Source organism: Mycobacterium haemophilum DSM 44634 (genome assembly GCF_000340435.2).
Lineage (GTDB): Bacteria > Actinomycetota > Actinomycetes > Mycobacteriales > Mycobacteriaceae > Mycobacterium > Mycobacterium haemophilum.
In genome coordinates, this window is record NZ_CP011883.2 from 1,523,367 (window position 1) to 1,548,128 (window position 24,762).

The 24,762-nt window shown below is 66.1% G+C and carries 23 protein-coding genes and 2 pseudogenes; 18 read left to right on the plus strand and 7 right to left on the minus strand.

Features of this window, described 5'->3' with window-relative positions; all coding sequences use genetic code 11:
• The first annotated feature begins 1 nt into the window (after position 1).
• The 6 genes from B586_RS07250 to B586_RS07275 all read left to right on the plus strand — a co-directional run bounded on the left by B586_RS07250 (position 2) and on the right by B586_RS07275 (position 7,326).
• A complete protein-coding gene (locus B586_RS07250; protein WP_047315445.1) occupies positions 2-472 on the plus strand; it encodes a GNAT family N-acetyltransferase in 471 nt (156 codons plus the stop codon).
• A complete protein-coding gene (locus tag B586_RS07255; protein WP_054880316.1) occupies positions 469-2,370 on the plus strand; it encodes a magnesium chelatase subunit D family protein in 1,902 nt (633 codons plus the stop codon). The genes B586_RS07250 and B586_RS07255 overlap by 4 nt, the downstream gene beginning before the upstream one ends.
• 13 nt (positions 2,371-2,383) lie before the next feature.
• A complete protein-coding gene (gene cobO / locus B586_RS07260) occupies positions 2,384-3,007 on the plus strand; it encodes a cob(I)yrinic acid a,c-diamide adenosyltransferase (protein ID WP_047315443.1) in 624 nt (207 codons plus the stop codon).
• 94 nt (positions 3,008-3,101) lie between these two features.
• Positions 3,102-4,478, plus strand: coding sequence for a cobyrinate a,c-diamide synthase (locus tag B586_RS07265; protein ID WP_082607555.1), 1,377 nt, complete (start codon positions 3,102-3,104; stop codon positions 4,476-4,478).
• 9 nt (positions 4,479-4,487) lie between these two features.
• Positions 4,488-5,714, plus strand: a complete 1,227-nt coding sequence (gene cobA, locus B586_RS07270; protein WP_054880315.1) for a uroporphyrinogen-III C-methyltransferase — start codon at positions 4,488-4,490, stop codon at positions 5,712-5,714.
• Between the two features lie 22 nt (positions 5,715-5,736).
• Positions 5,737-7,326 (plus strand): MFS transporter, encoded by a 1,590-nt coding sequence (locus B586_RS07275; RefSeq protein ID WP_047315441.1) that lies wholly within the window; start codon positions 5,737-5,739, stop codon positions 7,324-7,326.
• Between the two features lie 25 nt (positions 7,327-7,351).
• On the opposite strand, the gene B586_RS07280 is transcribed toward B586_RS07275, so the two are convergent.
• Both B586_RS07280 and B586_RS07285 read right to left on the minus strand, forming a co-directional pair.
• Positions 7,352-7,849 (minus strand): ferritin-like domain-containing protein, encoded by a 498-nt coding sequence (locus tag B586_RS07280; RefSeq protein ID WP_047315440.1) that lies wholly within the window; start codon positions 7,847-7,849, stop codon positions 7,352-7,354.
• Complete coding sequence (locus B586_RS07285) at positions 7,846-8,379, minus strand: hypothetical protein (protein WP_418001128.1); 534 nt, start codon at positions 8,377-8,379, stop codon at positions 7,846-7,848. The genes B586_RS07280 and B586_RS07285 overlap by 4 nt, the downstream gene beginning before the upstream one ends.
• Before the next feature lie 145 nt (positions 8,380-8,524).
• Here B586_RS07285 and rimP point away from each other — a divergent pair, with 145 nt between their 5' ends.
• The 6 genes and pseudogenes from rimP to B586_RS07320 all read left to right on the plus strand — a co-directional run bounded on the left by rimP (position 8,525) and on the right by B586_RS07320 (position 15,035).
• Positions 8,525-9,067, plus strand: coding sequence for a ribosome maturation factor RimP (gene rimP, locus B586_RS07290; protein ID WP_047315438.1), 543 nt, complete (start codon positions 8,525-8,527; stop codon positions 9,065-9,067).
• A 52-nt stretch (positions 9,068-9,119) separates the two neighbouring features.
• Positions 9,120-10,157: a transcription termination factor NusA gene (nusA, locus tag B586_RS07295; protein WP_047315437.1), complete on the plus strand. Its 1,038-nt coding sequence runs from the start codon at positions 9,120-9,122 to the stop codon at positions 10,155-10,157.
• 207 nt (positions 10,158-10,364) lie between these two features.
• Positions 10,365-10,622, plus strand: a complete 258-nt coding sequence (locus B586_RS07300; RefSeq protein ID WP_418001129.1) for a YlxR family protein — start codon at positions 10,365-10,367, stop codon at positions 10,620-10,622.
• 73 nt (positions 10,623-10,695) lie between these two features.
• Positions 10,696-13,509 (plus strand): annotated as a pseudogene (gene infB, locus B586_RS07310) (translation initiation factor IF-2).
• Positions 13,510-13,555: 46 nt separating this feature from the next.
• The gene (gene rbfA / locus B586_RS07315) at positions 13,556-14,050 is read left to right on the plus strand and encodes a 30S ribosome-binding factor RbfA (protein WP_047315435.1); all 495 of its coding nucleotides are present in this window, start codon (positions 13,556-13,558) and stop codon (positions 14,048-14,050) included.
• Positions 14,025-15,035, plus strand: a complete 1,011-nt coding sequence (locus B586_RS07320) for a DHH family phosphoesterase (protein WP_054880311.1) — start codon at positions 14,025-14,027, stop codon at positions 15,033-15,035. Before rbfA ends, B586_RS07320 begins: the two co-directional genes overlap by 26 nt.
• Before the next feature lie 26 nt (positions 15,036-15,061).
• Here the strand turns inward: B586_RS07320 and proS are convergent, their stop codons facing one another.
• Together proS and B586_RS19950 are read right to left on the minus strand one after the other, a co-directional pair.
• Complete coding sequence (gene proS / locus B586_RS07325) at positions 15,062-16,504, minus strand: proline--tRNA ligase (RefSeq protein ID WP_047315433.1); 1,443 nt, start codon at positions 16,502-16,504, stop codon at positions 15,062-15,064.
• Between the two features lie 118 nt (positions 16,505-16,622).
• Positions 16,623-16,748 (minus strand): annotated as a pseudogene (locus B586_RS19950) (enoyl-CoA hydratase); the annotation flags it as partial.
• A 75-nt stretch (positions 16,749-16,823) separates the two neighbouring features.
• On the opposite strand from B586_RS19950, the gene B586_RS07330 reads away from it, so the two are divergent.
• Both B586_RS07330 and B586_RS07335 read left to right on the plus strand, forming a co-directional pair.
• Positions 16,824-17,093 carry a DUF2277 family protein gene (locus B586_RS07330; RefSeq protein ID WP_047315513.1) on the plus strand — a complete coding sequence of 90 codons (270 nt, stop codon included), beginning with the start codon at positions 16,824-16,826 and terminating at the stop codon, positions 17,091-17,093.
• On the plus strand, positions 17,090-17,635 hold the full coding sequence (locus B586_RS07335; protein WP_054880310.1) for a DUF1802 family protein: 546 nt from the start codon (positions 17,090-17,092) through the stop codon (positions 17,633-17,635). The genes B586_RS07330 and B586_RS07335 overlap by 4 nt, the downstream gene beginning before the upstream one ends.
• Here the strand turns inward: B586_RS07335 and B586_RS07340 are convergent.
• Together B586_RS07340 and B586_RS07345 are read right to left on the minus strand one after the other, a co-directional pair.
• Positions 17,594-19,279 carry a CocE/NonD family hydrolase gene (locus tag B586_RS07340; RefSeq protein WP_054880309.1) on the minus strand — a complete coding sequence of 562 codons (1,686 nt, stop codon included), beginning with the start codon at positions 19,277-19,279 and terminating at the stop codon, positions 17,594-17,596. The genes B586_RS07335 and B586_RS07340 overlap by 42 nt on opposite strands.
• Before the next feature lie 29 nt (positions 19,280-19,308).
• Positions 19,309-19,899, minus strand: a complete 591-nt coding sequence (locus tag B586_RS07345) for a DUF3558 domain-containing protein (protein WP_054880308.1) — start codon at positions 19,897-19,899, stop codon at positions 19,309-19,311.
• A 70-nt stretch (positions 19,900-19,969) separates the two neighbouring features.
• Between B586_RS07345 and B586_RS07350 the strand changes: the two genes are divergently transcribed.
• The 4 genes from B586_RS07350 to B586_RS07365 all read left to right on the plus strand — a co-directional run bounded on the left by B586_RS07350 (position 19,970) and on the right by B586_RS07365 (position 23,822).
• On the plus strand, positions 19,970-20,935 hold the full coding sequence (locus B586_RS07350) for a metallophosphoesterase family protein (protein ID WP_054880307.1): 966 nt from the start codon (positions 19,970-19,972) through the stop codon (positions 20,933-20,935).
• Positions 20,932-21,615: a 4'-phosphopantetheinyl transferase PptT gene (gene pptT / locus B586_RS07355; RefSeq protein WP_054880306.1), complete on the plus strand. Its 684-nt coding sequence runs from the start codon at positions 20,932-20,934 to the stop codon at positions 21,613-21,615. Before B586_RS07350 ends, pptT begins: the two co-directional genes overlap by 4 nt.
• Positions 21,612-22,505, plus strand: a complete 894-nt coding sequence (truB, locus tag B586_RS07360; protein ID WP_054880305.1) for a tRNA pseudouridine(55) synthase TruB — start codon at positions 21,612-21,614, stop codon at positions 22,503-22,505. The genes pptT and truB overlap by 4 nt, the downstream gene beginning before the upstream one ends.
• Before the next feature lie 126 nt (positions 22,506-22,631).
• Positions 22,632-23,822 (plus strand): lipid-transfer protein, encoded by a 1,191-nt coding sequence (locus B586_RS07365; protein ID WP_054880304.1) that lies wholly within the window; start codon positions 22,632-22,634, stop codon positions 23,820-23,822.
• A gap of 119 nt (positions 23,823-23,941) precedes the next feature.
• Here the strand turns inward: B586_RS07365 and mntR are convergent, their stop codons facing one another.
• A complete protein-coding gene (gene mntR, locus B586_RS07370; protein ID WP_047315425.1) occupies positions 23,942-24,634 on the minus strand; it encodes a manganese-binding transcriptional regulator MntR in 693 nt (230 codons plus the stop codon).
• Positions 24,635-24,762 lie beyond the last annotated feature (128 nt).

The window sequence follows — 24,762 nt, forward strand, 5'->3', positions numbered from 1 at the left end:
CATGACTGAAGCACTGCGTCGCGTAAGGGCCAAAGACCTTGATGTTCAGACTCTTTACGAGCTACTCAAGCTGCGGGTGGAGGTTTTCGTCGTCGAACAGGCGTGTCCGTACCCGGAGCTGGATGGTCGTGACTTGCTGGCCGAAACCCGGCACTTCTGGTTGGAAACGGTTGACGGCGAGGTGATCTGCACGCTGCGGCTGATGGAGGAACACGCCGGAGGCGAGAAGGCGTTCCGGATTGGCCGGGTGTGTACCAAACGCAGCGCACGCGGCCGGGGGCACACCACGAGGCTGCTGCGCGCCGCATTGGCTGAGGTGGGCGACTACCCGTGCCGGATTGACGCGCAGGCCTATCTGACCGAAATGTATGTCCAGCACGGGTTTATCCGGGACGGCGAGGATTTCGTCGACGATGGCATTCCGCATGTGCCAATGCTGCGGCCCGGCTCCGGTCTGGCGGAGCGGCCGTGAAGCCCTATCCGTTCAGTGCGATCGTCGGACACGATCAACTGCGGTTGGCGCTGCTGCTGTGCGCGGTACGCCCGGAGATCGGTGGGACGCTTATCCGCGGAGAAAAGGGCACCGCTAAGTCGACGGCCGTACGCGGGCTTGCCGCGTTGCTGTCCGCCGCGACCGGCAGCGCAGCGACTGGTCCCAGCGCCGGCCTGGTCGAAATGCCCCTCGGCGCCACCGAGGACCGGGTGATCGGTTCACTGGATCTGCAACGGGTGCTGCGCGACGGTGAGCACGCGTTTTCTCCCGGGCTGCTGGCCCGTGCCCACGGCGGCGTGCTGTATGTCGATGAGGTCAACCTGCTGCACGATCATCTGGTTGACGTGCTTCTCGACGCAGCGGCGATGGGACGAGTACACATCGAGCGTGACGGCATCTCCCACTCGCACGAGGCCCGGTTCGTGTTGATCGGCACGATGAATCCGGAGGAGGGTGAGCTGCGTCCGCAACTGCTGGACCGGTTCGGCCTCACCGTGGAGGTGCACGCGTCGCGTGACGTCGATGTGCGGGTGCAGGTGATCCGGCAGCGGATGGCCTATGAAGCTGACCCGGACGGGTTCGCCGCGCGTTATGCTGACGCCGACGCCGAGTTGGCCCATCGGATCACTGCCGCACGAGCCTTCGTTGACGATGTGGTGTTGCCGGACAACGAGTTACGACGTATCGCGGCGTTGTGCGCGGCGTTCGACGTGGACGGTATGCGCGCGGATCTGGTGGTGGCCCGGACTGCCGCCGCTCACGCCGCCTGGCGCGGCGGGCGCACCGTCGAGGAACAAGACATCCGGGTAGCGGCCGAACTGGCGTTGCCGCATCGGCGCCGCCGAGACCCATTTGATGACCCCGGCATCGACCGCGACCAATTGGATGAGGCCCTGGCCCGGGCCGGTATCGACCCGGAGCCTGATCCTGATCCTGATCCTTCCGGAGGTGGTCAGACCGCCGATTCTGCTGCACCGCAACCAAACTCACAGTCCGCATCGCAGACGCAACCGCCGAGCTCGACTGGCGACGACCCGCCGCGCCCGGCTTCGCCGCGCTTGCGATCGTCGCCGAGCTCGACCAGCGCACCACCGTCGCAAATGTTCCGTACCCGCGCGCTCACCGTCCCGGGGGTGGGCGGCGGCGCGCCGGGACGACGATCGCGGGCCCGCAACACCTCCGGCAGTGTGGTGGCGGCGACCGACAGCAGGTGCGGTGCTCTTGGTCTACACCTGTTCGCGACGTTGCTGTCGGCCGCCGAGCATGCCGGAGCCGGACGGCTGCGGCCGGAGCCAGACGACGTGCGTCGTGCCATCCGGGAGGGGCGCGAAGGCAACCTAGTGATCTTCGTCGTCGACGCGTCAGGTTCGATGGCTGCCCGGGATCGGATGGCCGCGGTCAGCGGTGCGACCCTGTCGCTGCTGCGCGATGCCTACCAGCGGCGTGACAAGGTCGCGGTAATCACGTTTCGCCAGCAGGCGGCGCGGCTGTTGCTTCCGCCGACGTCGTCGGTGCATATCGCTGGCCGCCGGCTGGCCCGGTTCGACACCGGCGGCAAAACTCCGCTCGCTGAAGGCCTGCTGGCAGCGCATGAACTGGTCATCCGGGAAAAGGTGCGCGACCGGGCACGACGTCCCTTGGTAGTGGTGCTCACCGACGGCCGGGCCACCGCCGGACCAGACCCGTTGGGCCGCAGCCGAACCGCGGCGGCCCGGCTGGCCGCCGAGGGTGCGGCCGCAGTGGTTGTGGACTGCGAGATGTCGTATGTGCGGCTGGGGTTGGCTGGCCAACTGGCACGCCAGCTCGGTGCACCGACGGTGCGGCTGCAACAACTACGCGCCGATCATCTGATGCACGCCGTGCGCAGCGTGGCCTAAGTCGGACGCGCTTATGCCACAGGGTCGTCCGCTCCGAGTCCCCGACGACGGTCTCACCACCCGGGCCCGGCGCAACACGCCAGTACTGGCAGTGCATACCGGTGCCGGCAAGGGCAAGTCGACGGCGGCGTTCGGAATGGCGTTGCGGGCCTGGAATAGTGGGCTAAACGTCGTCGTCTTCCAGTTCGTTAAGAGCACCAAGTGGAAAGTCGGCGAGGAGGCGGCCTTTCGTCAGCTCGGCCAGCTGCACGACCAGCACGGGCTCGGTGGGGCCGTCGAATGGCACAAAATGGGTGCCGGCTGGTCCTGGACGCGTACGTCGCGCAAGGTAGGCAGCGACCTCGAACACGCGGAGGCCGCAGCGGACGGCTGGGCAGAGATCTCGCGCCGGCTGGCGGTGCAACGCCACGACTTCTATGTGTTGGACGAGTTCACCTATCCGCTGAACTGGGGCTGGGTCGACGTCGATGAGGTGGTGGACGTGTTGTTGGCTCGTCCTGGTCAGCAGCATGTGGTGATCACCGGACGCGATGCCCCGCCGCGGCTTGTCGAGGCCGCCGATCTGGTGACCGAGATGGCTAAGGTGAAGCACCCGATGGACGCCGGACGCAAGGGGCAGAAGGGCATCGAGTGGTGAGCGCGCCCCGTTCACCTCGCGAGCGTGCGTGTCGGTACCGCGACACGCCGTGCGGCGTGTCATTCTGCGCACGCTCGCGGCATGAGGTCACAAGGTGACGCCGGTCCCCGCAGTGGTCGTCGCCGCCCCCGCATCTGGCAGCGGAAAGACCACAGTCGCAACGGGTTTGATCGGAGCGCTGCGGCAGGCAGGCCACGCTGTCGCGCCGTTTAAGGTGGGCCCGGACTTCATCGACCCTGGCTACCACGCCGTGGCCGCATCCCGCCCCGGCCGCAATCTGGACCCGGTATTAGTGGGGGAGCAGCTGATTGGCCCGTTGTACGCCCATGGCGCCGGTGGCGCGGACATCGCCGTGATCGAGGGCGTGATGGGTCTGTTCGACGGACGCATTGTTCTTTCTGCGGGCTACGCCGGAGCTACCACGCCGCCGGCTGGGTCCACCGCACACGTCGCCGGTCTGCTGGGCGCCCCGGTGATCCTGGTGGTCGATGCGCGCGGCCAGAGCCACAGCATTGCTGCGCTGTTGCACGGCTTTTCCACGTTTGATACCACAACCAGAGTCGCCGGTGTGATCCTCAACAGGGTTGGGTCGGCCAGGCACGAGCAGGTGCTGCGGCAGGCATGTGAGCAGGCCGGTGTCGCAGTGCTGGGTGCCATCCCACGCGCCGCTGAATTGGAGCTGCCGACAAGGCATCTGGGTCTGGTCACCGCCGTCGAGTACGGCCGTCGTGCGTACCTCGCGGTCGAGGCGATGACCGCCCTGGTCGCTCGCCACGTCGATCTGGCCGCTGTGTTTGCCGTCGCCGGGTGCCGGGCCACCGATCGGCCGTGGGATCCGGCGGCGGCGGTGGGGGCAACATCGGGCGGGTGTGCCACCGTGGCAATGGCAACGGGAAAGGCATTCAGTTTCGGCTACCCAGAGCACGCCGAGCTGCTGCGGGCCGCCGGCGCTGAAGTGGTCGAATTCGACCCGCTCAGTGATCCGTTGCCGGACGGTACGGACGCGGTGCTGCTGCCCGGCGGGTTCCCCGAGCAGTTCACTGCGGAGCTCGCCGCCAACGACGTCGTCCGTCACCAAATCAAAGAGCTGGCCGCCGCCGGCGCTCCAGTGCATGCCGAATGCGCGGGCCTGATCTACCTGGTCTCCGAACTCGACGGACACCCGATGTGCGGTGTGCTGGCCGGGTCGGCACGGTTCACGCCGAGCCTGCAATTGGGATATCGCGACGCCGTGGCGGTGGCCGAATCATCGCTGTATTCCGTCGGCCAGCGAGTGGTTGGGCATGAATTCCACCGAACTGCGGTCACATTCACCGATAGTTATCAGCCCGCATGGGTGTACCGGGTTGACGAAGTAGACACCATGCGCGATGGCGTGGTGCACGCCGGCGTGCACGCGTCGTACCTGCATACTCATCCGGCGGCCACGCCGGACGCGGTGGCGCGGTTCGTCGCACACGCCGGGTCCTAAGCTTGGCGGGTGACCGAGAACCCCTACCTGGTCGGCTTGCGGCTGACAGGTAAGAAGGTCGTAGTGATCGGCGGAGGCACGGTCGCCCAGCGCCGGTTACCCCTGCTTATCGCCAGCGGCGCAGACGTGCATGTCATCTCCCGTACCGTGACCCCCGCCGTCGAGGCGATGGACGGAATCACTTTGTTGGCGCGGGAATACCGCGACGGCGACCTCGACGGCGCCTGGTACGCGATCGCAGCCACCGACGACGCCCAGGTGAATGCGGCAGTGGTCGCCGAGGCCGATCGCCGTCGAATCTTTTGCGTTCGCGCCGATATTGCTGTCGAAGGGACCGCAGTGACGCCGGCGTCGTTTCACTACACGGGATTGTCGGTAGGCGTGCTGGCCGGCGGCGAGCACCGCCGGTCGGCAGCGATCCGGTCGGCCATCCGCGAGGCGCTGCAACGAGGGCTGATTACCCTCGAAGACTCCGCAAGCTCCGACGTCGTGCCCGGTGGGGTAGCACTGATCGGCGGGGGCCCTGGTGATCCTGAGTTGATTACCGTGCGCGGCCGCCGGTTGCTAGCCCAGGCCGATGTCGTGGTCGCCGATCGGCTTGCTCCGCCCGAACTGCTCGCCGAGCTGCCGCCGCACGTGGAAGTCATCGACGCCGCCAAGATCCCGTACGGCCGGGCCATGGCCCAGGACGCAATCAACGACGTCATGATTGAACGAGCCCGATCCGGGCGTTTTGTGGTCCGCCTCAAGGGGGGCGACCCGTTTGTCTTCGCTCGCGGCTATGAGGAAGTCTTGGCGTGCGCCGACGCCGGAATCCCGGTGACTGTGGTGCCGGGTGTGACCAGCGCCATAGCAGTGCCCGCACTGGCCGGCGTTCCGGTTACCCACCGGGCAATAAATCACGAGTTCGTGGTCGTCAGCGGGCATCTCGCGCCCGATCATCCCGAATCGTTAGTGAATTGGAATGCACTGGCTGCATTGTCGGGCACCATAGTTTTGCTGATGGCGGTCGAACGTATCGAGCTATTCGTCGATGTCCTGCTCAAGGGTGGCCGACCTGCGGATACGCCGGTGCTGGTGGTTCAACATGGCACGACGGCCGCTCAACAGACATTGCGGGCTACCCTTGCCGACACGCCGGAAAAGGTCCGCGCAGAAGGGATCCGACCTCCGGCGATTATCGTCATTGGGGCCGTAGTGGGGCTCAGCGGCATTCGGCGTTTAAACAATTCTTAAGATTACTGTAGGGTAACCCGCTATGACGGCTCTCAACGACCATGAGCGGGCAGTCCACAACTGGACAGCTGCCCGCTCGGATCGTCCGGCCCCGTCGCGACCGACGCGCCAGGCGGAGCCCGCCTCAGAACGTGCGAGCAAGTACCCGACGTGGCTGCCCTCCGGTCGTTTTATCGCAGCGGTCATCGCGATCGGTGGCATGCAGCTCTTGGCGACCATGGACAGCACCGTCGCCATCGTCGCGCTTCCCAAGATCCAAAACGAGCTGAGCCTGTCCGACGCCGGCCGTAGCTGGGTGATCACCGCCTACGTGCTGACCTTCGGCGGGCTGATGTTGCTCGGCGGCCGCCTCGGCGACACCATCGGGCGCAAGCGCACGTTCATCGTCGGCGTCGCGCTGTTCACCATCTCCTCGGTGCTGTGCGCCGTGGCCTGGGACGAAGCGACCTTGGTCATCGCTCGGCTATTGCAGGGCATCGGGTCGGCTATTGCATCGCCGACCGGTCTCGCGCTGGTCGCGACCACCTTCTCGAAGGGCCCAGCGCGCAATGCCGCCACGGCGGTGTTCGCCGCGATGACGGCAATCGGCTCGGTGATGGGCCTGGTGGTCGGCGGTGCGCTGACCGAGGTGTCGTGGCGGCTGGCGTTTCTGGTGAACGTGCCGATCGGGTTGGTGATGATCTATCTGGCCCGCACCGCTTTGCAGGAGACCAACAAGGAACGGATGAAGCTGGACGCGGCCGGGGCCATTCTGGCCACGCTGGCTTGCACCGCCGCCGTTTTCGCCTTCTCGATGGGACCGGAGAGGGGTTGGATTTCGCTGACCACGATCGGTTCGGGCGTGGTGGCATTGGCCGCCGCTATCGCCTTTGCCGTCGTGGAACGTACCGCCGAAAGCCCCGTCGTACCGTTTGACCTGTTCCGCGACCGCAACCGGCTGGTCACCTTCATCGCGATCTTCCTGGCCGGTGGCGTCATGTTCAGCCTGACCGTGTCCATCGGCCTCTACGTGCAGGACATCTTGGGCTACAGCGCGCTGCGCGCGGGCGTCGGCTTTATCCCGTTCGTCATCGCGATGGGAATCGGCCTGGGCGTGTCCTCACAACTGGTGTCCCGGTTTTCGCCACGGGTGTTGACGATCGGTGGTGGCTGGCTGCTGGTGGTCGCGATGCTGTACGGCTGGGCGTTCATGAACCGTGGCGTTCCCTACTTCCCCAACCTGTTGGCGCCCATCGTCGTTGGTGGCATCGGCATCGGCATGGCCGTCGTCCCGCTGACCCTGTCGGCCATCGCCGGCGTAGGTTTCGACCGGATCGGCCCGGTGTCGGCGATCGCGCTAATGCTGCAAAGCCTCGGCGGGCCCCTCGTGCTGGCCGTCATTCAGGCGGTGATCACCTCGCGCACGCTGTACCTGGGCGGCACCACCGGCCCGGTGAAGTTCATGAACGACGCGCAGCTGCATGCACTTGACCACGGCTACACCTACGGCCTGCTGTGGGTGGCCGGAGCGGCCGTCATCGTCGGCGGCGCAGCGGTGCTCATTGGGTACACCCCCGAGCAGGTCGCCCACGCGCAGGAGGTCAAGGAAGCGATCGACGCCGGCGAGCTGTAGGCCGCCGTCGGATCGCCAGCCGGCGCTATTCGTTGCCGCCCGGGAAGGCGGTGGTGATGGGCCAGGCGCCCAGCACTTTGTTCCATCGGGCGGCCATGACCGCGCTCTGGGCTAGGGCCGTCGCGGCGAACGCGCGGTCATCGGCGGTCTCGGCATGCTCGGTGACGGCCCGCCAGGCTGTCGCTGCGTCGTTCTCCATCCGCGCGGCCAGGCGCGCTGCATCAGCCGCGCTGCCGACCAGCATGGGCAACTGGTAGCCGGAGGCGGCGACTGGAGGAGTGATTCGTCGGGCGGTCAGCATCGCGATGACATCGTCGCGACGTTGGCGATGCTGGGTCAGGGCGTCCACCACCAGGTTGTTGACACTCGGGGGCGATAGCGCCGACACGATGCCGTAGCCGTAAATGGTCGAGTGCTCGACGGCAAGCGCTTCGCTCAGCGCGGCGTTGTCGGAGTCCTTACCAACCGGGGTGCGCTTGGGTGTCGCGACCGGGGTGGGTGCGTTGGGCTCAATGGAGGTCATATCGAAGGACCTCCGGGAACCAGCGCAACCATGTAGGACGCCATGCAGGAAGCGGCTATGGAGGCCAGCAGGCCCGCCCGGTAGCCCGATGAGGTGGCGACGAGGCGACTGGCACCCTCCGCTGAGGTGCGCAGCGCATCGATCACGTCCGATACCGGTGGCGGTGGTGGTGGTTCCGGCGGCGGGCCGGTTGGGCTGGGGCCAGTGCTGGTCGTCTCGCTCGGGGAGGTGGCGAGCTTGCCGGTGGCCCGGGAGATCTCGGTGGCCAGTGCGCGGGCATGCGCGGCGCGTTGGGTGGCGACTACGGCCAGCGCGGCAGCGATCTGCGGCGGGTTGCCGACGGCCGCCGCGGCGGCGGAGGCCAGCGCGCTATCGCGTCTGGCCTGGTCCAACGGACCTAGTAGCTCTTCAACCCCTGGGGTCTTGGACGGGGACTCGCTGCAGGCGGAGACGCACACCCCAAGCACAGCGAGAGCGGCACCACCGGCGAGCACACCGCGCCTGTTGATGACGGGTACTGCGCTGCGCACGCCCAACATCCTGCCATTGGGACCGGCGCAGGCACGATGAGGCACGATGAGGTGACCTTGACGACACGATCACGTCGTTATTCACGATTCCTGGCGTATCGTTGGCCATTGGATTCCGCCGACAACTCAAGATGAGGAGCTCGCCGTGAGCACCGGGCTACCTTCGCAGACACAGGTAATCGAGCTGCTCGGTGGAGAGTTCGCGCGTGCCGGTTACGAGATCGAGGACGTGGTCATCGACGCTCGGTCCCAACCGCCCCGGATTACCGTGATTGCCGACGGTGACACAGCCCTCGATCTGGACACCATAGCCACCCTGTCGCGTTCGGCATCGGCCTTACTGGACGGCCTGGATAACATCGCGGACCGCTACGTCCTCGAGGTCAGCTCGCCCGGTGTGGAACGACCGCTGACCAGTGAGAAACACTTCCGCCGCGCCCGCGGCCGCAAGGTTGAACTGGCCTTGTCGGACGGATCGCAGCTGACCGGTCGAGTCGGGCAGACGTGCGGCGACACGGTGGCGTTGGTGGTCCGCGAAGGCCGCGACTGGGTGGTGCGCGCGATCCCGCTTGTTGAAATCGTGAAAGCTGTTGTCCAGGTGGAGTTTTCACCACCTACACAAGCGGAGTTGGAACTAGCGACTGGGGTGGTCAGGGGGCAGGCCCGCAGAACGGAGGCCGGAGCATGAACCGCGCCGGCGACGATGCAGAGCGAAAGAGCGATGAAGAGGAGCGGCGCTGATGAACATCGACATGGCCGCGCTACATGCCATCGAGGTGGATCGGGGTATCTCGGTCAATGAGTTGCTCGACACGATCAGGTCTGCCCTGCTGACCGCCTACCGGCATACCCAGGGTCACCAGATGGATGCGCGTATCGACATCGACCGCAAAACCGGCGTCGTGCGGGTGATCGCCCGCGAGGTCGATGACGACGGCAATGTCATCAGTGAATGGGATGACACGCCGGAGGGTTTTGGCCGTATCGCGGCTACTACCGCGCGCCAGGTAATGCTGCAACGATTTCGCGACGCCGAAAATGAGCGCACTTACGGCGAGTTTTCCACCCGCGAGGGTGAGATTGTCGCGGGTGTGATCCAGCGCGACAGCCGGGCTAATGCCCGTGGACTAGTCGTGGTCCGGATGGGCAGCGAGACCAAGGCCTCCGAAGGTGTGATCCCGGCAGCTGAACAGGTCCCCGGCGAGAGCTACGAGCATGGCAACCGGCTGCGGTGCTACGTAGTCGGGGTGACTCGCGGGGCGCGGGAGCCGTTGATCACCTTGTCTCGCACCCACCCCAACCTGGTACGCAAACTCTTCTCGTTGGAAGTCCCGGAGATCGCCGACGGCTCGGTGGAGATCGTGGCGGTGGCCCGGGAGGCCGGCCACCGGTCCAAGATCGCGGTGACCTCCCACGTTCCGGGCTTGAATGCCAAAGGGGCCTGTATCGGTCCGATGGGCCAACGGGTCCGCAACGTGATGAGCGAGCTTTCCGGCGAGAAGATCGACATCATCGACTACGACGAAGACCCGGCCCGTTTCGTCGCCAACGCGTTGTCACCCGCGAAGGTGGTCTCGGTGTCGGTTATCGATCAGACTGCCCGGGCGGCCCGCGTGGTGGTTCCCGACTTTCAGTTGTCGCTGGCCATCGGCAAGGAAGGGCAGAACGCGCGGCTAGCCGCCCGGCTTACCGGGTGGCGTATCGACATTCGCGGTGATGCGCCGCCGCGCTCGGCGGGCCAGCCCGAACAGAATGCCAGCCATGGGGTGGCCCATTAACCTAGCGCAGCGGCCAGGGGGCGGGCTGGGCAATTTGGTTCGAGCGCAGCCCGGGTGGTTCTGACCAACGGCGCGGTAACGCTAGACTGAGCCGTGATCCAGCGTGAGCCTTCGGCTTCGGCCCATCACCACACCGATGGACCGGTGCGGACGTGTGTCGGGTGCCGAAAGCGAGAGCTGGCCGTCGAACTGCTTCGGGTGGTTGCGGTGTCAACCGGGAACGGCAGTTATGCCGTGATCGTTGACATAGCGAGTAGCCTTCCAGGGCGGGGCGCGTGGTTGCATCCCAACAGGCAGTGCGTGCAACAAGCGATTCGGCGGCGGGCTTTCACCAGGGCGCTGCGCATCGCCGGTTCACCGGACACATCCGCGGTGGTCGAGCACATAGAGTTTCTCAGTGCGCCCGATCGTCCCGGCAACAGAACAGGTAGCAAAGAATATGAGCACACCGTGAAGTCCCGATGACCCCCATCGCGATGCGTTACAGCTAATACCCGAGGCGCGGCCCACCACTGTCGCCTCATAGACAGGAGATGTAGTGGCAGGTAAGGCCCGCGTACACGAGTTGGCTAAGGAACTCGGTGTTACCAGCAAAGAAGTCCTCGCCCGGCTGAATGAGCAGGGCGAATTCGTCAAGTCCGCATCGTCGACGGTCGAGGCACCGGTCGCTCGCCGGCTCCGCGAATCGTTTGGCGGCAGCAAACCGGCCGCGGATAAGGGCGCCGAAAAGGTGGCCGCAAAAGCCCCGGCCAAACGCCTCGACGAGTCGCTCGACCGAACCCTTGACCGGGCCCTCGACAAAGCGATTGAAAAGGTCGCCGGCAACGGCGCGGCGACTGCTGCGTCGGCACCGGCCGCTGATTCCGCGGCGGTGGCGCCCACGGCGGCTGGCCAGGCCCCCCAACGGCGCCCCGCGAGGCACCCGCGTCGCCCGCGGGACGGCCGTCGGTGCCGCCTTCGGGGCAGCCGACAGCGCAGATTCCGGCCAACAGGCCAGCCCAGCGGCGCCCCCTCCGGGGACGTCGGCCGGACCGCGCCCCGGGCCGGCACCCAAGCCGGGGGTTCGTCCCCCACGCGTCGGCAACAACCCGTTCTCGTCGGCGCAACCTGTCGACCGGCCTATCCCGCGTCCGGTGGCGCCCCGCCCCGGAGCGGCCCGGCCSGGGCGCCACGCCCAGGCGCCTCGCCGAGCAGCATGCCGCCGCGCCCCGCAGGTGCATCTGGTGGACCCCGTCCACCACGTACCGGCGCGCCCCGACCCGGTGGGGCCGGCCGGCGGTCCCGGTGGCGGTCGTGCCGACGCGGGTGGCGGTAACTACCGCGGCGGGAGCGTAGGCGCCGCACCGGGCGGCGGCCCGGGAGGTTTTCGGGTCGTCCCGGTGGCGGCGGCCCTGGCGGCGGCGGTGGTGGTGGTCGGCCCGGGCAGCGCGGCGGTGCGGCCGGCGCGTTTGGCCGTCCGGGCGGTGCGCCTCGGCGCGGTCGCAAGTCCAAGCGTGCAAAACGCGCCGAGTACGAAAACATGCAGGCGCCGGTCGTCGGTGGTGTGCGGTTACCGCACGGCAACGGTGAGACGATCCGATTGGCGCGCGGAGCATCCCTCTCGGATTTCGCCGAAAAGATCGACGCCAACCCGGCTGCACTGGTGCAGGCACTGTTCAATCTCGGCGAGATGGTGACGGCCACCCAGTCGGTGGGCGACGAGACGCTCGAGTTGCTGGGCAGCGAAATGAACTACAACGTTCAGGTCGTTAGCCCCGAGGACGAAGACCGCGAGCTGCTGGAATCCTTCGACCTCACCTACGGCGAGGACCAGGGCGGCGAGGACGAACTGCAGACACGTCCGCCGGTCGTGACCGTGATGGGCCACGTCGACCACGGCAAGACCCGCCTGCTGGACACCATCCGCAAGGCCAACGTCCGCGAAGCCGAGGCCGGCGGCATCACCCAGCACATCGGTGCTTACCAGGTCGGAGTCGGCCTCGACGGCAGCGAGCGGCTGATCACCTTCATCGACACCCCGGGTCACGAGGCGTTCACCGCCATGCGTGCCCGCGGCGCCAAGGCCACCGACATCGCGATCCTGGTGGTCGCCGCCGACGACGGCGTGATGCCGCAGACGGTGGAGGCCATCAACCATGCGCAGGCCGCTGACGTGCCGATCGTGGTGGCGGTCAACAAGATCGACAAGGAAGGTGCCGACCCGGCCAAGATCCGCGGCCAGCTCACCGAATACGGTTTGGTGGCAGAGGATTTCGGTGGCGACACCATGTTCGTCGACATCTCGGCGAAGGTGGGCACCAACATCGAGGCCCTGCTCGAGGCGGTGCTGCTGACCGCCGATGCCGCCTTGGACTTGCGAGCCAACCCCGACATGGAGGCCCAGGGTGTGGCGATCGAGGCGCACTTGGACCGCGGTCGGGGTCCGGTCGCCACGGTGCTGGTGCAACGCGGCACGCTGCGCGTCGGCGACTCGGTCGTCGCCGGCGACGCGTACGGCCGGGTCCGCCGCATGGTCGACGAACACGGTGAGGACGTTGAGGCGGCGCTGCCGTCGCGTCCGGTGCAGGTCATCGGGTTCACGTCGGTGCCCGGCGCCGGTGACAACTTCCTGGTCGTCGACGAGGACCGCATCGCCCGCCAGATCGCCGACCGGCGCAGCGCCCGCAAGCGCAACGCCCTGGCGGCGCGTTCGCGCAAGCGGATCAGCCTGGAGGACCTGGACTCGGCGCTGAAGGAAACCAGCCAGCTGAACCTGATCCTCAAGGGCGACAACGCCGGTACGGTCGAGGCGCTGGAAGAGGCGCTGATGGGCATCCAGGTCGACGACGAGGTCGCGCTGCGTGTCATCGACCGCGGCGTCGGCGGCATCACCGAGACCAACGTCAACTTGGCGTCGGCCTCGGATGCGATCATCATCGGCTTCAACGTGCGCGCCGAAGGCAAAGCCACCGAGCTGGCCAACCGCGAGGGCGTGGAGATCCGCTACTACTCGGTGATCTACCAAGCGATCGACGAGATCGAAAAGGCCCTGCGTGGCATGCTCAAACCGATTTACGAGGAGAACCAGCTGGGTCGTGCCGAGATCCGGGCGCTGTTCCGTTCCTCGAAGGTCGGCATCATCGCCGGCTGCATGATCAGCTCGGGTGTGGTGCGGCGCAACGCCAAGGCCCGGCTGCTGCGAGACAACATCGTGGTCACCGACAACCTCACGGTGACTTCGCTGCGTCGGGAAAAGGATGACGTGACCGAGGTGCGCGAGGGCTTCGAGTGCGGTATGACGTTGGGCTACTCGGATATCAAGGAGGGTGATGTCATCGAGTCCTACGAACTGGTAGAGAAGGCACGCGCCTGATGAACGAAGTGAAGAAGGCCATCTGACGTGCGTAGGAACGTCCTTCGTGGCTGATCAGGCTCGTGCGCGTCGGCTGGCCAAGCGGATCTGCACGATCGTCGCCTCGGCCATTGAGTTCGAGATCAAGGATCCGGGGCTGGACGGGGTGACCATCGTCGATGCGAAGGTGACCGCGGACCTGCACGACGCGACGGTGTTTTACACGGTGATGGGGCGCACGCTGGACGCCGAGCCCGACTACGCTGCCGCCGCCGCTGCGCTGGACCGGGCCAAGGGCACGCTGCGCAGCAAGGTCGGGGCAGGTACCGGTGTGCGCTTCACTCCGACCCTGATGTTCACCCGGGACACGACGTCTGACAGCGTGGCGCGGATGGAAGAGTTGCTGGCGCGCGCACGCGCCGCGGATGCCGATGTGGCGCAGGTCCGCCTGCGCGCCAAGCCGGCGGGGGAGGCCGATCCGTACCGTGACAAGGGGTCGGCGGCGGGACTGGACGGGGTCGATATTGAGGACACCGATGACGACGATCGAACCGAAGACTGAGCTGGTCGGTGCCGCGCTCACGCGGGCACCTGTGGATGCCGTCGGCGCAGCTGAGTTGCTGTCGGCCGCGACGACGATCGGGGTGATCTGTCACATTCATCCCGACGCAGATACCATCGGCGCCGGACTGGCCCTGGCCCTGGTGTTGGACAGGTGCGGCAAGCAGGTCGAAGTCAGTTTCGCCGCACCGGAGGCGCTGCCGGAGTCGCTGCGGTCGCTGCCCGGCTGCCACCTGCTGGTGAGCCCCGACATGATGCGCCGCGATGTCGATTTGGTTGTGACCGTTGACGTTCCGAGTGTCAATCGGCTTGGCAGGCTCAGTGACTTCGCTACCCCGACTCAGCAGCTGCTGGTCATTGATCACCACGCATCCAACGACATGTTCGGCACCGCGAATTTCGTCGATTCGTCGGCGGATTCCACCACAATGTTGGTTGCTGAACTTCTCGACGCGTGGGGCAAGCCGATCGAGCCCGAGGTCGCACACTGCATCTACGCCGGGCTGACGACGGACACCGGGTCATTCCGCTGGGGCAGCGCGCGCGCCCTGCGACTAGCGGCTCGGCTGGTCGACATCGGCGTGGATAACGCCGCGGTGAGCCGAACACTGATCGACAGCCATCCGTTTGCCTGGCTGCCGCTGCTGTCGCGGGTGCTGGGCTCCGCGCAGTTGCTGCCCGACGCGGTCGGCGGTCGCGGCCTGGTCTACGCGGTCGTCGACAACCAGGACTGGGTGAGTTCACGCCCAGAGGAGGTCGAGAGCATCGTCGACATCGTGCGCACCACCCAGCAGGCCGAGGTGGCGGTGGTGTTCAAGGAGGTCGACCCGCAACGGTGGTCGGTGTCGATGCGAGCCAAGACCGCCGTGGATCTGGCGGCGGTTGCGTCTGGGTTCGGTGGCGGTGGCCACCGGCTGGCCGCCGGCTATTCGACCACGGGCCCGATCGATGATGTGGTGACCGCACTGCGGGCAGCGTTTGGCTAACGACGTGATGCTGGCAGGGCCGCCGATCAGTAGGCTCGCGCGAAGATGACTCGCTTGTCGTAAGCAGATGGCGCGTCGCAGCGTATGCAGCGTCCGGTAGCGGGGGCGCCTTGCTGAGGTATGCATCGGGGGGTGGCCGCTGTTTCGGCTTTGATGTCGTCTTCGCACTGCGGGTTGCCGCAATGCAGGGCAAGTGCCCATCCGGTGGTGACGGTCATTGCGAAAGCGTCCCAGTTGTCGACCAGTGTGGTGTGATCGTCCCGGAATTGGGTGGCACGCTTCAGCATGTCGCGTTGGAACTCGTCGAGGACGCCGGGGATTTCGGTCGGGGCAGCTGCGATGGAAATGGGTTGTTTGGCTTTCTCACCGATGCGCCTGACCATGACCGTGGTTCCGGCTTCGAGGTCGCGGGGGCCGAGTTCGAGGCGGATCGGTACCCCGCGGAGCTCCCAGTCGTTGTACTTCCAGCCGGGCGTCAGCTGGGGACGCGCATCCACATGTGTGCGAACCCCGGCGGCTTGCAGGCGTCGCGCCAGGTCCGCGGCGGCATGTTCGACCTCGGATGCCTTGTTGCCGCTAGTGATTGGCACGATGACAACTTGGTAGGGGGCCACTCGGGGCGGGAGAACGAGGCCCTTGTCATCGCCGTGGACCATCACGATAGCCCCGACCATCCGGGTACTTAGCCCAAAAGACGTCGTATGCACGAATGCTTGTTGTTCTTCGGCGGTGGTGTAGCGGATGTCGAAAGCCCGGGCGAAGTTGTCGCCCAAGTAATGGGTGGTCCCGGATTGCAACGCCTTCCCGTCGCGCATCATCGCTTCGATGGTGTAGGTGTTGAGCGCACCGGCGAACCGCTCCCCGGCGGTCTTCTCCCCGGGAACAACCGGAATGGCGGCCATGTCACGAGCCAACGTGGTGTAGATGTCCAGCGCGAGCAAAGTTTCGCGGAGGGCATCGGACTTCTCGGCGTGCGCCGAGTGAGCTTCTTGCCACAGAAACTCGGTCGTGCGCAGCAGCATTCGCGGCCGAAGTTCCCAACGGACTACATTCGCCCACTGGTTCAACCGCAGCGGTAGGTCGCGGTGGGAGGTGATCCATTTGGCCATCATGTCGCCGATGACGGTTTCGGAGGTGGGACGGATCACAAGTGGCTCGGCGAGCTCCTTGCCGCCGGCATGGGTGACGACCGCCAGTTCCGGGTTGAACCCTTCGACATGTTCGGCTTCCCGGTTGAAGTAGCTTTCCGGGATCAGCATCGGGAAGTAGGCATTTTCGTGCCCGAGTTCCTTGATCATGCCATCAAGCTCGGCCTGCAACAGCTCCCAAATTCGGTAGCCGTACGGGCGAATCACCATGGTTCCCTTGGCGGGCCCTCGATCGACCAGTCCTGCCTTCGCGACGACCTCGTTGTACCAGGCGGAGAAGTCGTCTTCCTGGCGAGTCACGCCTCGCTCGTTGCGTCCCATGGATCGCGCAGTCTACCCGCCGACCTCGTCGTCGGAACGCGGCGGTCTATGGACGGCTTCGCCCCGATCGTGATGGTCGCGCACCGTCACAGACGTGCACCAGTCCGCATTCGCCGGGCGGCGAGATGTCGGGCAGCGTCGAATGTCCGTCCAGCTCTTTGAGATCCAGCCCGGCGCAAGACACCGGATCCGCGCCGGTGACGATGACGACGTCGACGCCATCGTCGGTCTCGGCGTCGGTCAGGGGGCGGGAGGATCCTCGCCGTGGTTTATATCTGGTGGGCTGTACCGAAGCGATCCCGCACCTATCGTGGTAGGCATGTGCCGGAACATCACCGAACTGCGCGGGTTGCAGCCCGCGGCCACGGCGGAAGAGATCGCGGCGGCAGCGCGTCAGTATGTGCGCAAGGTCAGCGGCATCACCCACCCGTCAGCGGCGAATGCCGAGGCGTTCGAGGCGGCGGTCGCCGAGGTCACCGTGACGACGACGCGATTGCTGGGTGCGCTGCCGCCGCGGCGCCAGCCGCCGAAGACCGTGCCGCCATTGCGCCGCCCCGAAGTCATCGCCCGGCTCGCGGGATCGCAGTGACGCCTGCGCTGAAGGAGTGGAGCGCGGTGGTGCACGCACTGCTGGATGGTCGTCAGCGTGTGCTGCTACGCAAGGGCGGTATTCGGGAAAAGCGCTTCGAGGTGGCGGCCCAGGAGTTCTTGCTGTTTCCGACGGTCGCCCACAGCCATGCGGAGCGGGTCCGGCCCGAGCATCAAGACTTACTGGCAGCTGCGGCCGCCGACAGCACCGACGAGCATCTTGTAGTGCGGGCTGCAGCGAAAGTTGTTGCCGCACTGCCGGTTAACCGGCCCGATGGTCTCGGGGGGATTGCGGATCTGCACATCTGGACCGCCGAGTCGGTCCGCACCGACCGGCTGGACTTCCGGCCCAAACACAAACTCGCGGTGCTGGTGGTATCCGCGATTCCCTTGGTCGAGCCGGTGCGACTCACCCGCGCCCCCGAGTACGCGGGCTGCACCAGCTGGGTGCAGCTGCCGGTGCACCCAGCATTGGGGACACCCGTGCACGCCGACGCCGCGCTAACCGGCGTCGCCGACCGGGTCCGTGACGCGGTCGGCTGACGGGTCGCGCTGGCCGATGGGAAGCACCAGCCGGGAGGGGCCGAAATGCACCGCATGGGTGGCCGGTGTCAGCTGCCGGGCCGCCAGCATCGGTTCTTGCGTGCCGAGGTTGCGCGCGTAGCGGGGGAACCAGCTGCCGGCTACTAGGACCCGGATGCGTGATCCGGCACTAAAGCGGTGGGCGATCGCGTCGAGTTCGATGCTGACCAGATTCTGCAAGTCCGGCACGTGCTGCGCGGGGCTCAGCCGCCGGTAGCTGTCGCTGACGTTGCGTGACCGGCCCTTGGCGTCGACCTCGCTCACCCGGACGAACAGGTCGACGTTGGGATTGTCCGAAGAGTGCGCCAACTCGACTACCGGGTTTCCGTACACGTACAGATCCTGGGTGAGGGGGGCGCCGGTGTAGGCGAGCACGTCGTCGCGCAGCGCCAGGCGGCTGTCGTCGCGATAACCACCGGACGGCAACAGCATTGGACCGCCGGTGGTCGGTGTCGGGTCGGCGGGGTCACAGCGAAATGTCGCCGGCGTCCGCCGCGGGACCGGCGCGGTCTCGCTGAGGCGGCCGCCTGGCGCCAGATACAGCACGCGGTCAGTGGTAGCGGGCGGCCAATCAGGTAGGTTGCGCCAGCCCTGGCCGGCGACGAAAACCCGGACCGTGCTGCGCCTGCGTCGGGCCGGCGCCTCGCCCAGGTGAGTGTCCAGCCAAGCCAACGATTCCCGAGCGTTGATGGCCAGTCCCTTGGTGAGCATCTGAGTGTGTGTCCAGGGCCCGATCGTCAGCGCGACATGGACGTCGCGGTCGCGCAGCTGCCGGTACTGCTGCAGTGTTTGCCGCAGGAATATGTCTTGCCAGCCACCTACCAGCAACACCGGCACCTCAACGCGGTCCAGCGCGGCGTGCAGCCGCATCTGCGTCCAGAACGGATCGTTGTGGTCGCAGTGTTCGACCCACGATTCGAACCACGGAGCACCCGTGCCAAGCAGGGTCCTGGCTGCAGCACCCAGCGGAACGTCGCCGGCTGCGCGTGCCACCTTCCGCCGCGCCCGCAGCTGGCGGATGCCGCTGCGGATGCGCCGCCGATCCTCCTGGTGCGAAATCAGATCGCTCCAGCCCAGAAAATCGTTGATGGTGAACGAGCCGGTATCCCACACCGAGGCGTGGAAATCGTGCGGAGCCGCGGTGATGACCGCCGCGGCCAGTTCCGGCGGCGGATCGTGCAGCAGCGCCCACTGGGTGAACCCCAGGTAGGACAGTCCGACGGTGCCGAACCGTCCGGTGAACCAGGGCTGTTGACGCAGCCAGGTCACGGTGTCGGCGCCGTCGGCGGCCTCGTTGATCATTGGCTCGAACACGCCGCCTGACCCGAACGTCCCGCGCACGCTTTGCAGCACGACGTGGTAGCCGCGGGCGGCGTACAGCCTGCCAAATATCAACGAAAACGGCAGCCGACGTCCATAGGGTCCCCGGACCAGCACGGTGCCAGCGGGGCTCGACGTGAGCGGTGCGTAGTGGTCGGCAACCAGTCCGATGCCGTCGCGCATCGGGACGTGGACTCGGCGCACGGTGTAGCGGGTGGTTGCCCGCGGCAGTCCCAACAGCCCGCCGGCAGCATTGCCGCCGACGTGCGTGGTCAAGGTGCGCACGACCCCAGGGTAAGACTGGCCGACACGCTTTAGAACTTGTAGTACGGGGCGAGGTCGTTCGCCCGTTGCAGGTTGGTGGACGGGCAGTCGACTCCCGAGTCCGAGGGGTGCGAGTAGATCGTCGAGTAGAACAGCGCCTGCTGGATTACCCCGTAGCTGGTCTTGAACGTCACCATGCAGGAGTAGTACCAGAAGCTGTTGTGATAGGTCGGCTTCATGACCCAGTACTGTGCGGCGCGGTGGCCGTTGATCGTGGTCTCGACGGCATCAGGGGGCAGCGTCTGTGCGTACGTGCGCCAGATGATGGCCTCGATGGCCAGCTGATAGTTACCGGCGTCGTAGCGGCAGCGCAGCCCGTCCTCATGTTCGGGGGGCGTGAACGTCAGTCCGAGTCGCTGCACGGCATCGAACGGGATGTCCTCACAGGGGTCGAACGGGCGCGGGTCGGTGGTCGCCACGATCGGGCTCTTCATGGTGGTTTCCATCGGCTCGCCGGTCGAGCGCAGCTGCACGGTCCCGCTGGTGGTTGGCGGCGGGGAGCCCTGGGCGCCCACCGTGCCCCCGATGACCGCTGTGATCAACGCAGCGAGTGCTCCGATCAGACGGACCCTGGTGAACACGGCACTCCCAACCCCTCTGCGGTCCCTTGCCGGGAGTGTAGACCGGGTCGCGACGCTAGGCTGGGCAACCGTGGCAACACAGGAGCCGACGTGCGGGGGAGAGCCGACGCTGTGGGCAATCTCCGACCTGCACACCGGTCACGTCGGTAATAAGCCGGTCGCCGAATCGCTGCACCCGTCGTCGCCAGAGGATTGGCTGATCGTCGCCGGCGACGTCGCTGAACGCACCGACGAGATTCGTTGGACGCTTGACCTGCTGCGGCGGCGCTTCGCCAAGGTGATTTGGGTGCCCGGCAACCACGAGCTGTGGACGACTAACCGGGATCCGATGCAGATTTTCGGCCGGGCGCGCTACGAGTACCTGGTCACGATGTGCGACGAGATGGGCGTCGTCACGCCCGAGCATCCGTTCCCGGTGTGGACGGAGCGCGGCGGCCCGGCCACGATCGTGCCGATGTTTTTGCTCTACGACTACACCTTTTTACCTGCCGGCGCCGACAGCAAGGCCGAGGGTTTGGCCATCGCGCGGGACCGCAACGTGGTGGCTACCGACGAATACCTGCTCTCACCCGAGCCGTACGCCACTCGCGAGGCGTGGTGTCGCGACCGGCTCGACGTCACCCGGGCTCGTCTCGAACAACTCGACTGGATGACGCCGACCGTGCTGGTCAACCATTTTCCGTTGGTACGCGAGCCCTGCAACGCGTTGTTCTATCCGGAATTTTCGCTGTGGTGCGGAACCACCAAAACCGCTGACTGGCATACCCGCTACAACGCGATCTGTTCGGTCTACGGCCATCTACACATTCCGCGTACCACCTGGTATGACGAGGTGCGTTTCGAAGAGGTATCGGTGGGTTACCCGCGGGAATGGGGGCGCCGCAAGCCCTATAGCTGGCTGCGCCAGGTGTTGCCGGATCCCCAGTACGCGCCCGGCTACCTCAACGACTTCGGCGGTCACTTCGTGATTACTCCCGAAATGCGGGCACAGGCTACGCAGTTCCGGGAACGATTGCGGCAGCGGCAGTCACGATGACGATGAGCATGCTGGTGTCATGGGTGCTGCCCGACTACGCGTCGCAGGAGCTGGAGTATGCGGAGTTGTACTCCGACCCACCTGGTCTTACCCCGCTGCCCGAAGAGGAACCGTTGATTGCCAAGTCGGTTGCTAAACGGCGCAACGAATTCATCACCGTCCGTCACTGCGCCCGGATCGCATTGGCTCGGCTCGGCGTGCCGCCTGTGCCAATTCTCAAGGGAGACAAGGGCGAACCATGCTGGCCAGACGGCGTGGTGGGGAGTCTCACCCACTGCGCGGGCTATCGCGGCGCCGTCGTGGGGCGCAGTGCCGCGGTGCGCTCAGTGGGCATCGACGCCGAACCTCATGACGTGTTGCCGAACGGCGTGCTGGATGCCATCAGCCTGCCGGAGGAGCGCAGCGAAATGCGCCGGAAGCTGCCGTCGGGACTGCATTGGGACCGAATCCTGTTCTGCGCTAAGGAGGCAACATACAAAGCGTGGTTTCCGCTGACTAAAAGATGGTTGGGTTTCGAGGACGCCCACATCACTTTTGACGTGGACAGTCTGGGTTTGTCGGGCGGTTTCGTGTCTCGGATCCTGGTCGACGGATCGGCGCTGTCGGGTCCACCGCTGACGGCGCTGACCGGTAAGTGGTCGGTTGACCGCGGGCTGGTGCTGACCGCAATCGTGCTATGAGCGATCCGGGAATCGTCGTTGTTGACAAGCCGGCCGGGATGACCAGTCACGACGTGGTGGCACGTTGCCGTCGAATATTTTGCACCCGCAAGGTAGGACACGCGGGAACGCTGGACCCGATGGCCACCGGTGTGCTGGTGCTTGGGGTCGAGCGTGCTACCAAGATCCTGGGCCTGCTGACCGGGGCCTCGAAAGGATACGCCGCCACCATCCGCCTAGGTCAGACCACATCTACCGAGGACGCCGAAGGTGAACTGCTGCAGTGTGTCTCGGCCCAGCACGTGACAGATGAGGCGATCGCCGCTGCGGTCGGCGGGCTGCGCGGTGACATCTTGCAGGTGCCGTCGGCGGTCAGCGCTATCAAGGTCGATGGCCGTCGTGCTTATCGACTGGTCCGCGAGGGCCATGCCGTCGAGCTGCAAGCCCGGCCGGTACGCATTGACCGGTTCGAGGTGCAGGCCGTCCGATCCCACGGTCAGCTCGTCGATGTTGATGTCGAAGTCGACTGCTCCTCGGGAACCTACATTCGTGCGCTGGCCCGCGACCTCGGCGATGCGCTCGGGGTGGGCGGGCATCTGACCTCGTTGCGGCGCACCCGGGTGGGCCGTTTCGAGCTGGAGCAGGCGCGGTCACTCGAGGACCTGGCGGAGCTGCCGCGGTTGAGCTGGACGCTAGACGAAACCTGTTTGCTGATGTTTCCGCGCCGTGACCTCACCGTTAGTGAGGTCGAGGCAACCAGCAACGGGCGACCACTTTCGTCGGCCGGTATCGACGGCATCTATGCCGCGAGCGACGCCGACGGCCGAGTGATCGCACTACTGCGTGACGAGGGCCCGCGGACCAAGTCGGTGGTGGTGTTGCGCCCAGCGACGATGCGCGCCGGCGGATGATCAGACTGTGCGTCTGGGGCTTTGAGCGTGCATCCAGGGCGCAGCTTTCGCGGTGAGAGCACCCTCCGCGCACACTGAAAACCGCGAGCGCACACTGTCAGGAATAGACGTTCGGAAGGGACAAAGATGTCGAACAAGGTTTACGTCGTCGGTGTTGGCATGACGAAGTTCGAGAAGCCCGGCCGTCGTGAGGGCTGGGACTACCCCGACATGGCGAGGGAGTCGGGGACCAACGCGCTTAATGACGCCGGCATCGACTACCGCGAGGTGCAGCAGGGTTATGTCGGCTACGTCGCCGGCGACTCGACGTCCGGGCAGCGGGCGCTCTATGAGCTGGGCATGACCGGGATTCCGATCGTCAACGTCAACAACAACTGCTCAACCGGCTCAACGGCGCTTTTCCTGGCGGCGCAGGCCATCCGCGGCGGGATCGCCGACTGCACCATTGCGTTGGGCTTTGAGAAGATGCAGCCCGGCTCGTTGAGCGGTGGTGCCCAGGACCGCGAATCGCCGATGGCCAAGCATGTCAAGGCGATGGCGGAGATCGATGAGTTCGCGATGCCCGTCGCGCCGTGGATGTTCGGCGCCGCGGGCCGCGAGCATATGAGGCAATACGGCACTACCGCGGAGCACTTTGCCAAGATTGGCTACAAGAACCACAAACACTCGGTGAACAACCCGTACGCGCAGTTCCAGGACTCCTATACGCTCGATGACATCCTGGCGGCGCGGATGATCTCCGATCCGCTCACCAAGCTGCAATGCTCACCGACATCGGACGGTTCGGGCGCGGCAATCCTGGCCTCGGAGTCGTACGTCGACAAGCACGGGCTGGCCGGTCAGGCGGTGGAGATCGTCGGCCAGGCCATGACGACCGACTTCACATCGACCTTCGACGGGACCGCCAAGGGTCTCATCGGCTACGACATGAACGTTCAAGCGGCGCAACAAGTCTACGACCAATCCGGACTTGGCCCCGAGGACTTCCAGGTGATCGAGCTGCACGACTGCTTTTCGGCCAACGAGTTACTGCTCTACGAAGCCCTCGGCTTGTGTGGCCCAGGCGAGGCGCCCAAGCTGATCGACAACGGCGACACCACCTACGGCGGACGTTGGGTGGTGAATCCGTCCGGTGGCTTGATTTCCAAAGGGCATCCGCTGGGGGCGACTGGATTGGCGCAATGCGCCGAACTGACCTGGCAGCTGCGGGGTGCCGCCGACAAGCGACAGGTCGACAATGTGACCGCCGCACTGCAACACAACATCGGGCTAGGCGGTGCCGCCGTCGTCACCGCCTATCAGCGGGCCAACCGCTGAGCCCTGTGGCGGCGGCCCGCTGCGCCCGGGTTTCGCCGCGCTTGCGACCACCGCTGGGTTGTTTGGCGGCGGCCCGCTGCGCCCGGGTTTCGCCGCGCTTGCGACCACCGCTGGTAGGGCTAGGCCACCACCCAGATCGCCCGGGCTGCTGGGCTGCCGAGTTCGACGGTGGTCGCCGCGGCGTCTGCTGATTCGATCGCCACCGAGATCATCCCGGCGAATTCGCGGCGGGCCAGGATCCGCACCCGCGAGTCGAGGTTGATCCCGACGCTGGCGAAATAGCGCAGCATCTCGGGGTCGGCATCAGAGATGCGGGCTACCGTCCCGATGTCGCCGTCGCGGCATGCCCACAGCTGACGTGCGGGCGGCGTTGGCACCTGCCCATCGGAAGCCGGGATCGGGTCACCGTGCGGGTCGCGCCGCGGGAACCCTAGCTTGGCGTCGATGCGTGCCACCAGGCGATCCGATACTGCGTGCTCGAGTACTTCAGCCTCGTCGTGTACCTCGTCCCAGGCGTAGCCAAGCTCATTGACCAGGAAGGTCTCCAGCAGCCGGTGCCGGCGCACCATAGCTAGCGCTGCTCGCCGCCCCGACTCGGTCAAGGTCACGGCGCCATACTTGGCATGGTCAACCAAGCCCTGCTCGGCTAGCTTGCGGATCGACTCAGAGGCCGTGCTGGCGGACACGCCGATCTTCTCGGCCAGCATCTTGGTGCTGACCTTTTCCAACGACCACTCCTGCGCAGTCCAGATGACCTTCAAATAATCCTGCGCAACCGCGGTGAGACCGCCAGGCTCGTCGTCAGCCGTCACATCCAGAAAGTTTAGGCAACCTTGGGCAGGAACCGCCCGCTCGGGCGTCCTGCTCGGCAACCCCTGGTGCGGCGCGGACAGCTCGCAATCGAGATCTTGCACGCCGGCGGGTCAAGGGGAGCCGTAGG

Bases quoted from the DNA above. Each gene is read 5' to 3' on its own strand.
- pptT (WP_054880306.1), top strand. From the start codon at position 20,932: ATGACGATGAGCATGCTGGTGTCATGGGTGCTGCCCGACTACGCGTCG.
- nusA (WP_047315437.1), top strand. From the start codon at position 9,120: ATGAACATCGACATGGCCGCGCTACATGCCATCGAGGTGGATCGGGGT.
- proS (WP_047315433.1), bottom strand. From the start codon at position 16,504: ATGGGACGCAACGAGCGAGGCGTGACTCGCCAGGAAGACGACTTCTCC.
- cobO (WP_047315443.1), top strand. From the start codon at position 2,384: ATGCCACAGGGTCGTCCGCTCCGAGTCCCCGACGACGGTCTCACCACC.
- B586_RS07275 (WP_047315441.1), top strand. From the start codon at position 5,737: ATGACGGCTCTCAACGACCATGAGCGGGCAGTCCACAACTGGACAGCT.
- truB (WP_054880305.1), top strand. From the start codon at position 21,612: ATGAGCGATCCGGGAATCGTCGTTGTTGACAAGCCGGCCGGGATGACC.
- B586_RS07280 (WP_047315440.1), bottom strand. From the start codon at position 7,849: ATGACCTCCATTGAGCCCAACGCACCCACCCCGGTCGCGACACCCAAG.
- B586_RS07250 (WP_047315445.1), top strand. From the start codon at position 2: ATGACTGAAGCACTGCGTCGCGTAAGGGCCAAAGACCTTGATGTTCAG.
- B586_RS07365 (WP_054880304.1), top strand. From the start codon at position 22,632: ATGTCGAACAAGGTTTACGTCGTCGGTGTTGGCATGACGAAGTTCGAG.
- B586_RS07330 (WP_047315513.1), top strand. From the start codon at position 16,824: ATGTGCCGGAACATCACCGAACTGCGCGGGTTGCAGCCCGCGGCCACG.
- B586_RS07320 (WP_054880311.1), top strand. From the start codon at position 14,025: ATGACGACGATCGAACCGAAGACTGAGCTGGTCGGTGCCGCGCTCACG.